Genomic DNA, 10,368 nt, shown 5'->3' with positions numbered 1-10,368 from the left:
CCGGGACCGGCTGGACCTCCTCGGCGACTCACTGGTGATCGGCGGCGGGGACGGCCTGTGGAACGTGCACGTCCACGTCGACGACGTCGGCGCCGCCGTCGAGGCGGGCATCGAGGCCGGCCGGCCCTACCGGATCCGGGTCACCCACTTCGGCGAGCAGACCGGCCGCCGCCCCGGCCGGGAACGCGCCCGCCGGGCCGTGGTCGCCGTCGTCCACGGCGAGGGGCTGGCCGGGCTCTGCGCCCAGGCCGGCGCGACGGTCGTCGCCGTCCGGCCCGGCGAGCAGCCCGCCAGCGGCGAGATCGCCGCCGCCATCCGGCGCGCCCACGCCCGCGAGGTGATCCTGCTGCCGAACGACACCGAGCTGCGCCACGCGGCCGGCGCCGCCGCCGAACAGGCCCGCGCCGACGGCGTCCGGGTCGCCCTGATCCCCACCCGGTCCGCGGTCCAGGGCCTGGCCGCTCTGGCCGTCCACGAGCCGTCCCGGCACTTCGACGAGGACGTGGTCGCGATGACCTCGGCGGCCGGCGCCACCCGCTACGCCGAACTCGCCGTCGCCGAGCACCGCTCCTGGACCATGGCCGGCGTCTGCCAGGCCGGCGACGTGCTCGGCCTCATCGACGGCGACGTGGCCGTCATCGGCGCCGACCTCGCGGCCACCGCGGTCACCGTCCTGGACCGGATGCTGGCGGCCGGCGGCGAACTCGTCACCCTCATCCCCGGCGCCACCGCCCCCGCCGACCTCGCCCGGCGCATCGAGTCCCACGTCCGCGAGATCCACCTGGCGGTGGACACCGTCACGTACGAGGGCGGGCTGCAGGCGGCGCCCTTGCTGATGGGGGTGGAGTAAGGGCCCGGCGCGGCCTTCGGCCCGGCCCTGCGGCGGGTTGTCGGTGCCGTGCGCGAGGATGGGCGTGATGAGCGGCAACCCGTTGGACGAATCCCTCAAAAAGCTCGTCGGTGACCGCACCGCGAAAGTGCTGGACGAGCATCTCCGCCTGCGCACCGTCGGCGACCTGCTGCACCACTACCCCCGGCGGTACGCCGAGCGCGGGGAGCTGACGCGGCTGGCCGACCTGCCCGTCGACGAGTACGTGACGGTGGTCGCGCAGATCGCCAAGGCGGACAAGCGGACGTACGGGCGGGGTTCGGGCGTCCGGCTGGAAGTGGTGGTGACCGACGGCAGCGGCTCGCTGACCCTGGTGTTCTTCAGCAAGGCCGCGCACGCGCACGCCCACCGGCTGATCCCGGGCCGGCGCGGGATGTTCTCCGGCAAGGTGTCCGTCTTCAACCGCACCCGGCAGCTCGCGCACCCCGATTACCAGCTGCTGGACGCGGACGAGGGCGAGGAGGCGGTGGACGCCTTCGCCAACCGGCTGATCCCGCTGTATCCGGCGGTCAAGCAGATCACCTCGTGGCGGATCGCGCAGGCGGTGGACACCGCGCTCAACTCGCTGGGCGCCCTGGGCTGGGCCGGGGTGGGGGAGCCACTGCCGGACGCGCTGCGCGCCAGCCGCGGCCTGGAGCCGCTGCCGGTGGCACTGGAGAAGATCCACCGGCCCGGCACCAAGGCCGATATCGAGGCCGCCAGGAAGCGGCTGAAGTGGGACGAGGCGTTCGTCCTGCAGGTGGCGCTGGCCCGCCGCCGGGCCGACGAGTCCGCGCTGCCCGCGGTGCCCCGGCGGCCGGGGAGCGACGGCCTGCTGGCCGCCTTCGACGCGAAGCTGCCGTTCACCCTGACCGACGGCCAGCGCTCGGTCACCGCGGAGATCTTCGCCGATCTGGCCACCGACCACCCGATGCACCGCCTGCTGCAGGGCGAGGTCGGCTCGGGCAAGACACTGGTCGCGCTGCGGGCGATGCTCGGGGTGGTGGACACCGGCGGCCAGGCCGCCATGCTCGCGCCCACCGAGGTACTGGCCCAGCAGCACCACCGCTCGGTCACCGAGATGATGGGGGAGCTGGCACAGGGCGGCATGCTCGGCGGATCCGACCTGGGCACCAAGGTCGTGCTGCTGACCGGTTCGATGGGCACCGCGGCCCGCCGCCGGGCGCTGCTGGACCTGGTCACCGGCGAGGCCGGCATCGTCATCGGCACGCACGCGCTGATCGAGGACAAGGTGAAGTTCCACGACCTGGGCCTGGTGGTGGTCGACGAGCAGCACCGCTTCGGCGTGGAGCAGCGGGACGCGCTGCGGGCCAAGGCCGAACAGCCGCCGCACCTGCTGGTGATGACGGCCACCCCGATCCCGCGGACGGTCGCGATGACCGTCTTCGGCGACCTGGAGACCTCCGTGCTGGACCAGCTGCCGGCCGGCCGCTCGCCGATCGCCACCCATGTCGTACCGGCCGCCGAGAAGCCGCACTTCCTGGCCCGGGCCTGGGAGCGGGTGCGCGAGGAGGTCGAGGGCGGCCACCAGGCGTACGTGGTGTGCCCGCGGATCGGCGACGAGGAGGACGGCAAGGACGCGAAGGCCGCCAAGAGCGGCGCGAGCGCCAAGGGCGCGGCGGACAAGCCGCCGGACGACGGTGAGCGCCGGCCGCCGCTGGCGGTGCTGGAGACGGCCGAGCAGCTCACCGCGGGTCCGCTGGCCGGCCTGCGGGTCGAGGCGCTGCACGGCAGGATGGCCCCGGACGCCAAGGACGACGTGATGCGCCGCTTCACCGCCGGCGCGGTGGACGTGCTGGTGGCGACCACCGTCATCGAGGTCGGGGTGAACGTGCCGAACGCCACCGCGATGGTGATCATGGACGCCGACCGGTTCGGCGTCTCGCAGCTGCACCAGCTGCGCGGCCGGGTCGGCCGCGGATCCGCCCCCGGCCTGTGCCTGCTGGTCTCCGAGACGCCCGAGGCGGGCCCGGCCCGCGCCCGGCTGGACGCGGTGGCCGCCACCCTCGACGGCTTCGAACTGTCCCGGATCGACCTCGAACAGCGCCGGGAGGGCGATGTGCTGGGCCAGGCGCAGTCCGGCAGCCGCTCCTCGCTGCGGGTGCTGACGGTCATGGACGACGAGGACGTCATCACCGCCGCCCGCGACGAGGCCACCGCGGTCGTGGCCGCCGACCCGGAACTGGCCGCCCACCCCGATCTGCGCAGCGCGCTGGACAGCCTGCTGGACGCGGACCGCGAGGAGTACCTGGACAAGGGATGACAGGGCGAAGGCCGGGACGAGGGACCGTTGAGCGGAGGGTAGTGTCGTGCGGGTGAGCCCCTCATGACCCGTGTGATCGCCGGCGCCGCGGGCGGGCGCCGGCTGGCCGTGCCGCCGGGCACCGGAACCCGTCCCACCTCGGACCGGGCCAAGGAGGGGATGTTCTCCGCCTGGGAGTCGCTGCGCGGCACCCTGCACGGCGCACGGGTGCTCGATCTGTTCGCCGGCTCCGGCGCGGTCGGCCTGGAGGCGCTGTCCCGCGGCGCCGAGCACGTGCTGCTGGTGGAATCCGACCCGCGCGCGGCCCGGGTGGTCCGCGAGAACGTCACCGCGCTGCGCCTGCCCGGCGCCGAGGTGCGCACCGGCCGGGCCGAGAAGACCGTCGCCGGGCCGGCTCCCGAACGGCCGTACGACGTGGTGTTCCTGGACCCGCCCTACGACATCCCCGACGACGATCTGCGGGAGATCCTGCTCACACTCCGGGCGAATCACTGGCTGACCGCGGAAGCGCTGGTCACCGTGGAGCGCAGGACCCGGGGCGGCGCGTTCCACTGGCCGGCCGGATTCGAGGGCACCCGCTCCCGGCGGTACGGCGAGGCGACTCTTTGGTACGGTCGCGCCGCGGAAGTTACCGCCGGGTCATGAGGCCGCCCGAGCCGGCGCCGCCCGCCACGGGTTCCGGCAGCCCCCGTCCCAGCAGCCCCAGCCCCAGCCTCAGCAGTCCCCGTCCCAGCACCCGTCCGGAGAGCGAGGAGCCACTCTTGCGCCGCGCAGTCTGTCCGGGGTCCTTCGACCCCATCACCAACGGACACCTCGACATCATCGCCCGTGCCTCCCGGCTCTACGACATCGTGCACGTCGCCGTGATGATCAACAAGGCGAAGGACGGCCTGTTCACCATCGACGAGCGGATCGCGCTGATCGAGGAGGTCACCTGCGAGCTGGGCAATGTGAAGGTCGAGTCCTTCCACGGCCTGCTGGTCGACTTCTGCGAGCAGCGCGACATCCCGGCCATCGTCAAGGGCCTGCGCGCGGTCAGCGACTTCGACTACGAGCTGCAGATGGCACAGATGAACATCGGCCTGTCGGGCGTGGAGACCCTCTTCGTCCCCACCAATCCGGCCTACAGCTTCCTGTCCTCCAGCCTCGTCAAGGAAGTCGCCCAATGGGGCGGCGACATCTCGCACTTGGTGCCGGTGCCGGTACTGGACGCGCTCACCGCGAAGCTCCGGCAGCAGTAGAGTCTTCGTCGTGGACGTCCAGAAGAAGCTCGATGAGATCGCGGCAGCCGTCGCCGGCGCCCGGTCCATGCCGATGTCGGCCTCCTGCGTGGTGAACCGGGCCGAGCTGCTGGCCATGCTCGACGAGGTCTCCGCCGCGCTGCCGACCTCGCTGTCCCAGGCCGAGGAACTGCTCGGCGGCCGCGAGCAGATGGTCCAGGAGGCACGCGTCGAAGCCCAGCGGATCATCGAGTCCGCGCACGCCGAACGCGGCTCGATGGTCTCCGACACCCAGATCGCCCGCCAGTCGCAGGACGAGGCCGAGCGGATCGTCGCCGAGGCCCGCCGCGAGGCCGACGAGATCCGCGCCGAGGCCGACGACTACGTGGACAGCAAGCTCGCCAACTTCGAAGTGGTGCTCACCAAGACCATCGGCTCGGTGGACCGCGGCCGGGAGAAGCTGCTGGGCCGCGACCCGTACGCCGACGACCAGTACGGCCAGGAGTACGCCGAGGACGACCCGGACGCCCCCGAGCGCAGCACCGACCCCGAGACGCTGCGCCGCCGCGCCGACGAGTACGTCGACACCAAGCTCGGCGCCTTCGAGGCGGTGCTCAGCAAGACGCTGGAGGCCGTCGGCCGCGGCCGTCTCAAGCTCACCGGCCACAACCCGATCGACGACCTGGCCGCGCAGATGGCCGCCGCCGACGCCGCCGAGGGCATCGGCGAGACCGCCGCCCAGCGGCAGAGCGACTCGGACTACATGGCCGGACTCGCCGCCCCGGTGGCGGCCGAGCAGGCCGAGCTCGCCCAGTACGGCTACGACCCGGCCGCCGCCCCGGCCCCGGCCGTCCCCCAGCAGCCCGACCCCGCCTACGGCGGCTACCCGCAGGACCCGGCGGCCGGCTACGGCTACGTCTCCGAGCAGCAGGGCTACGAGCAGCCGCAGCCCGACCAGGGCTACGACCCGCAGCAGGACTACGCCCAGCAGCAGGCCGGGTACGCGGCCGACCCGTACGCCCAGCAGGCCCCCATGCAGGCCTATCCGCAGGACCCCGCGTACGGCTACGGGCAGAGCCAGGGCTACGAGCAGCAGCAGCAGTACCCGCCGCAGATCCCGTACCAGCCGCAGGAGGGGTACGCCCCCCAGCCCGCCGCGCTGGACGAGACCAGCTTCTTCGACACCGGCATGATCGACCTCAACCGGCTGCGCGAGCTGGAACAGGGCCGCTGACCGGGTGGCACGGGCGCCGGCCCCGCTGAAGTTTGGGCGGGGGCGGCGCGTCCAGTATCCTGTCAGTTCCAGCCGTGTGAATCGCCGGCGCTTTGGCCTGCCCACCCGCAAGGGGCCCGGGCAGGCCGTACCGATGAAAGCAGGAAGCCCTGAACACCCGCCTCGACCACAACGCCCCGCTCGTGTTCGACACACGCGAGCTGGGTCGTCGTCCTGGTGCGATGCGCAAGGTCTCCCGCTCGGTGCCGGCCCCCAAGGACCTCGGCATCGTCGACGTGATCGGGGTGCCGGAGGGCGCCACCGTCGAGCTGGCGCTCCGCCTGGAGTCGGTCCTGGAGGGTGTGCTCGTCACCGGCACCGTCCGCGCACCGGTGGCGGGGGAGTGCGTAAGGTGTCTGGAGCCGGTCCGGCGCGAGCTGGACGCGGACTTCCAGGAGATGTTCTCCTACCCCGACGCCGACACCAGGACCGCCCGCAGGGACGAAGCCGGTGACGACGCCGAGGACGAGGACGTGCTTGAACTCGAGGACGATCTTTTCGACCTCGAACCCGTGCTGCGGGACGCGGTGGTGCTCGCACTGCCGCTGCAGCCGGTGTGCCGGGACGACTGCCCGGGCCTGTGCTCCGAATGCGGGGCCCTGCTCGCCGACGACCCGGAGCATCACCATGAGGTCACCGACATCCGTTGGGCGGCCTTGCAGGATCTGAAGCAGGATCTCACCAACCCGCTCAACGGCGCCGGAGACGACGCCGACAAGAACCAGGAGAAGTAGCCGTGGCTGTTCCGAAGCGGAAGATGTCGCGCAGTAACACGCGCCACCGCCGTGCGCAGTGGAAGGCTGCGCCCGTGAGCCTGGTGGCGTGCGAGCGCTGCCACGAGCCGAAGCTCCAGCACATCGCGTGCCCGAGCTGCGGCACCTACAACCGTCGTCAGGTCCTCGAGGTCTGATCGGCAGGTGACAGGCTCAGTGTCCTCCACGTCAGACGCATCGGTGTCTTCGAAGGCCGCGGACAAAGCCTCGTCCCACACGCTTCTGGAAGGGCGGCTCGGGTATCACCTCGAACCCGCCCTTCTGGTGCGTTCGCTGACCCACCGCTCGTACGCGTACGAGAACGGCGGGCTGCCCACCAACGAGCGGCTGGAGTTCCTCGGGGACTCCGTGCTCGGCCTGGTGGTCACCGACACCCTCTACCGCACCCACCCGGACCTGCCCGAGGGCCAACTGGCCAAGCTGCGGGCCGCGGTGGTCAACTCGCGGGCCCTGGCAGGGGTCAGCCGCGGGCTCGACCTGGGCGCCTTCATCCGGCTCGGCCGGGGCGAAGAGGGAACCGGCGGCAGGGACAAGGCATCGATCCTCGCCGACACCCTGGAGGCGGTGATCGGGGCGGTCTATCTCGACCAGGGCCTCGACGCGGCCTCCGAACTCGTCCACCGACTCTTCGACCCCCTGATCGAGGAATCCTCCAACCTGGGCGCCGGCCTGGACTGGAAGACCTCTTTGCAGGAACTCACCGCGTCCGAAGGCCTCGGCGTCCCCGAATACGGCGTCACCGAATCTGGCCCGGACCACGAGAAGACCTTCACGGCTGCCGCCCGCGTCGGTGGTGTCGAGTACGGCACCGGCACCGGCCGCAGCAAGAAGGAAGCGGAGCAGCAGGCGGCCGAGGCCGCCTGGCGCAGCATCCGCAAAACGGCGACTCCGTCCGCCGGCTGACCCCGCCGCCCCTTCGGGACGTCCCGAAGGGGCGCTGGGGATTCCCAGCGCCCCCGACGGGGCGCCGTACGTCCGTGTGGCGAGGAGAGCCCGTGCCGGAACTGCCCGAGGTCGAAGTCGTAAGGCGCGGCCTGGCGCTCTTCGCCAGCGGACGGACCATCGAGGACGTCACCGTCCTGCACCCGCGCGCGGTGCGCCGGCATCCCGCCGGGGCCGACGACTTCGCCAAGGCGCTGCGCGGCACCGTGGTGGGCGAGGCGCACCGCCGGGGCAAGTACCTGTGGCTGCCGGTCACCGAGGACCAGGCCCTGCTGGCCCACCTCGGGATGAGCGGCCAGTTCCTGGTCCGCCCGCAGGACGCCGCCGCGGAGAAACACCTGCGGATCCGCTTCACCTTCGCCGACAGCGAGGGCACCGACCTCCGCTTCGTCGACCAGCGGACCTTCGGCGGCCTGTCGCTGCACGACACCGTCCCGGGCGACCCCGAACTGCTCCCGCAGCCGCTGTCCCACATCGCCCGCGACCCGATCGACCCGGCCTTCGACGACGACGCCTTCCACGCGGCGCTGCACCGCAAACGCACCACCATCAAGCGGGCCCTGCTGGACCAGTCGCTGATCAGCGGGGTCGGCAACATCTACGCCGACGAGGCGCTGTGGCGCACCAAGCTGCACTACGACCGCCCGACCGCCTCGCTGACCCGCCCGCGCACCGCGGAACTCCTCACCCACATCCGTGAGGTGATGGCCGACGCGCTGGCCGCCGGCGGCACCAGCTTCGACAGCATGTACGTGAACATCAACGGTGAATCGGGCTTCTTCGACCGCTCACTGGACGTCTACGGCCGGGAGGACCAGCCCTGCCGGCGCTGCGGCACCCCGATCCGGCGCCGCCCCTGGATGAACCGCTCCAGCTACTTCTGCCCGCACTGTCAGCCGGTGCCCCGCGCCGCGTCGTAGCAGCCTGGGCGGCCCCGCGCGGGCGCCCCGCGGCGTCCGCGCCGAGCGGGCTGAGCCGCTGCTCGGCATGCGGCGGAGCGCCCGGCCGGGCGTCCCGGACGACCCGGCCGTCGCCAGCCCGTCAGCGGCCGATCGGCGGCACCGGCAGCGCCGGCGGCTCCCCTGCCGCGGGGGCGGGCGGCGATCCGGTCGGCAGCCTCAGAAGCCGAAGTCCTGCGTCCACCAGGGGCCGCCGGTGCCGAAGTGGATGCCGACGCCGAGCGTGGTGTAGTCGCAGTTGAGGATGTTGGCGCGGTGGCCGGGGCTGTTCATCCAGGCGGTCATCACGGCGTCGGCGTCCGCCTGGCCGCGGGCGATGTTCTCGCCGCCCAGGTTGGTGATGCCGAGCGCCTTGGCACGGTCCCAGGGGGTGTGGCCGTCGGGGTCGGTGTGGTCGAAGAAGCCGCGGGCGGCCATGTCGTCGCTGAAGTTCTGGGCCAGCTGGTCCAGGGCCGTGCTCGCGGTCAGCGGCTTGCAGCCGGCCGTGGCGCGCTGCTGGTTGACCAGGGAGAGGATCTGGGCGCGGGCCGCGGTCACCGCGTCGGTGGATGCGGGCGCCTCGACCGGGGGGCTGGTGGCCGGCGGCAGTGTCACCACCGGGGTGGTGGGGGCCGCGCTGGTGCGGGTGGGCGTCGGCGCGGGCGGCTTGGTCGGTGGCGCCGTGCTGGGCCGCGGTGACGTACTCGGCCGCGGCGGGGCGCTCCTGCCGCCGGGCGCGCCGGCCGGTGAGGTGCCCGGCACCGTGCTGGGGCCGCCGGCCTGCGAGGTGCGCTGGCCGAGCGGCGAGGGTATGTCGCTGCCCGGCAGCGAGGGGCCGGGCCCGTCCGCCTGGGTGTCGCCGCCGCCCCCGTCCGGGTGGGGCAGTTCGCCGGTCACACCCGACAGCAGCCCGGACGACGCCGCGACCGCGCCCACCGCCATCACGGCGGACGACGCCAGCAGGCCGGTACGCACCGGGTGGTGCTTGCGGCGGCCCCGGTGGCCGCGGGGGCCGGGCTGCGGTGCTGCCGGCTGTGCATGACGGCTGTGTCGCCCCATGTACCGCGCTCCTCACTGCTCCGGTGCTGCCCGGGTCGCTGACCCGAACGAGTGAAATCCCGTCGGTGGGCGACTGTAGCGAATCGCGCCCGCCGACGATGTGATCGCGTCGGAACCGGGGGGATAGCGTGCGTACATGAACGAAAATGTCCGGCTGACCGCGTGGGTGCGCGGCCGGGTGCAGGGTGTCGGGTTCCGCTGGTGGACCCGGGAGGCGGCGCTGCGGATCGCCGGTCTGGCCGGCTACGTGGCCAATCTGGACGACGGCCGGGTCTACGTGGTGGCCGAGGGCCCGCGCGAGCGCTGCGAACTCCTGCTCGACTGGCTGCGGGACGGCGACACGCCCGGACGGGTCGACGGCGTGACCGAAATCTGGGGGGTGCCCCGAGGGGGCTATCCGCGATTCGAGATTCGGTGAACACAACCTGTTGCCATCTGACGGATGCCGTGTCAGGCTGCCCCCATCGAGGATGATCTCGAAGCCGGACGAGCAGCCCGCGGCGCGGTCGAGCGCCGTGTTTTCTGAGGCGGACCCGACGGCTGAGCTGTGATCGTGTTGACCGTCCCCCCGATTGGTGAGACGCTAAAAGCCCCGCGCATCGTGGCACCGATGAATGATAAGCGGCGGTCACGGCGTATCCACAACACCGTGCGCGGGAGCGAACCCACCCTCACCCACGACCCATACCGCTTCGGTCGGTCACTCAGCGTGGAGGACCATCCATCATGGCAAAGGCGCTTCTCGGTTACGTCGGCGGTCCCGACCCGCGACTCCTCGCCGAGATGCGAAGGCTGCAGCAGCGCGTTCAGGACCTGGAATCCGAGCTTGTCCGGATGCAGGCCGAGAACGACGCCCTGTCTGTCGCGTCGCATGAAGAGTCGCTGCTCAGCAGCCTCGACGTAGTTCGCGCGGAGCCCGTACCCGCCTGACCCGGCCGATCGGCCGGACGGGTGTCGCGGAAACCGCGTGAGACAGTCGGTGCAAGGGACGCCTCCGGCGTCCCTTCGTCT

At 72.5% G+C, this 10,368-nt stretch carries 11 protein-coding genes and 1 pseudogene; 11 read left to right on the top strand and 1 reads right to left on the bottom strand.

The window, feature by feature from the left end:
• The 9 genes and pseudogenes from GA0115240_RS13740 to mutM all read left to right on the top strand — a co-directional run.
• Positions 1–850 (top strand): annotated as a pseudogene (locus GA0115240_RS13740) (dihydroxyacetone kinase); the annotation flags it as partial.
• 67 nt (positions 851–917) lie between these two features.
• Entirely contained in the window at positions 918–3,152 is a 2,235-nt protein-coding gene (recG, locus tag GA0115240_RS13735; protein WP_093736961.1) for an ATP-dependent DNA helicase RecG, read from the top strand.
• Between the two features lie 63 nt (positions 3,153–3,215).
• Entirely contained in the window at positions 3,216–3,797 is a 582-nt protein-coding gene (rsmD, locus tag GA0115240_RS13730) for a 16S rRNA (guanine(966)-N(2))-methyltransferase RsmD (RefSeq protein WP_093736960.1), read from the top strand.
• 116 nt (positions 3,798–3,913) lie between these two features.
• Entirely contained in the window at positions 3,914–4,393 is a 480-nt protein-coding gene (gene coaD / locus GA0115240_RS13725) for a pantetheine-phosphate adenylyltransferase (RefSeq protein WP_202451340.1), read from the top strand.
• 10 nt (positions 4,394–4,403) lie between these two features.
• On the top strand, positions 4,404–5,606 hold the full coding sequence (locus GA0115240_RS13720) for an ATP synthase F0 subunit B (RefSeq protein WP_093736958.1): 1,203 nt from the start codon (positions 4,404–4,406) through the stop codon (positions 5,604–5,606).
• A 149-nt stretch (positions 5,607–5,755) separates the two neighbouring features.
• Positions 5,756–6,379 (top strand): YceD family protein, encoded by a 624-nt coding sequence (locus tag GA0115240_RS13715; protein ID WP_093736957.1) that lies wholly within the window; start codon positions 5,756–5,758, stop codon positions 6,377–6,379.
• A gap of 2 nt (positions 6,380–6,381) precedes the next feature.
• On the top strand, positions 6,382–6,555 hold the full coding sequence (gene rpmF / locus GA0115240_RS13710; RefSeq protein WP_093736956.1) for a 50S ribosomal protein L32: 174 nt from the start codon (positions 6,382–6,384) through the stop codon (positions 6,553–6,555).
• A gap of 7 nt (positions 6,556–6,562) precedes the next feature.
• Positions 6,563–7,321, top strand: coding sequence for a ribonuclease III (gene rnc / locus GA0115240_RS13705; RefSeq protein WP_370673334.1), 759 nt, complete (start codon positions 6,563–6,565; stop codon positions 7,319–7,321).
• A 92-nt stretch (positions 7,322–7,413) separates the two neighbouring features.
• Positions 7,414–8,280 (top strand): bifunctional DNA-formamidopyrimidine glycosylase/DNA-(apurinic or apyrimidinic site) lyase, encoded by an 867-nt coding sequence (gene mutM, locus GA0115240_RS13700; RefSeq protein ID WP_093736954.1) that lies wholly within the window; start codon positions 7,414–7,416, stop codon positions 8,278–8,280.
• Positions 8,281–8,478: 198 nt separating this feature from the next.
• Here mutM and GA0115240_RS13690 read toward each other — a convergent pair whose 3' ends face one another.
• On the bottom strand, positions 8,479–9,357 hold the full coding sequence (locus GA0115240_RS13690; RefSeq protein WP_093736953.1) for a CAP domain-containing protein: 879 nt from the start codon (positions 9,355–9,357) through the stop codon (positions 8,479–8,481).
• Between the two features lie 136 nt (positions 9,358–9,493).
• On the opposite strand from GA0115240_RS13690, the gene GA0115240_RS13685 reads away from it, so the two are divergent.
• Together GA0115240_RS13685 and GA0115240_RS13680 are read left to right on the top strand one after the other, a co-directional pair.
• On the top strand, positions 9,494–9,775 hold the full coding sequence (locus GA0115240_RS13685) for an acylphosphatase (RefSeq protein WP_093736952.1): 282 nt from the start codon (positions 9,494–9,496) through the stop codon (positions 9,773–9,775).
• 308 nt (positions 9,776–10,083) lie between these two features.
• Positions 10,084–10,287: a hypothetical protein gene (locus tag GA0115240_RS13680; RefSeq protein ID WP_093736951.1), complete on the top strand. Its 204-nt coding sequence runs from the start codon at positions 10,084–10,086 to the stop codon at positions 10,285–10,287.
• Positions 10,288–10,368: the final 81 nt, after the last annotated feature.

The organism is Streptomyces sp. DvalAA-14 (genome assembly GCF_900091855.1).
GTDB lineage: Bacteria > Actinomycetota > Actinomycetes > Streptomycetales > Streptomycetaceae > Actinacidiphila.
Note: the sequence above shows the minus strand (reverse complement) of the source record. Positions and strands in the feature narration are given on the sequence as shown.

Coding starts and splice junctions, on each gene's coding strand:
- recG (WP_093736961.1), top strand. CDS start 918: ATGAGCGGCAACCCGTTGGACGAATCCCTCAAAAAGCTCGTCGGTGAC.
- rsmD (WP_093736960.1), top strand. CDS start 3,216: ATGACCCGTGTGATCGCCGGCGCCGCGGGCGGGCGCCGGCTGGCCGTG.
- GA0115240_RS13690 (WP_093736953.1), bottom strand. CDS start 9,357: ATGGGGCGACACAGCCGTCATGCACAGCCGGCAGCACCGCAGCCCGGC.
- GA0115240_RS13685 (WP_093736952.1), top strand. CDS start 9,494: ATGAACGAAAATGTCCGGCTGACCGCGTGGGTGCGCGGCCGGGTGCAG.
- GA0115240_RS13680 (WP_093736951.1), top strand. CDS start 10,084: ATGGCAAAGGCGCTTCTCGGTTACGTCGGCGGTCCCGACCCGCGACTC.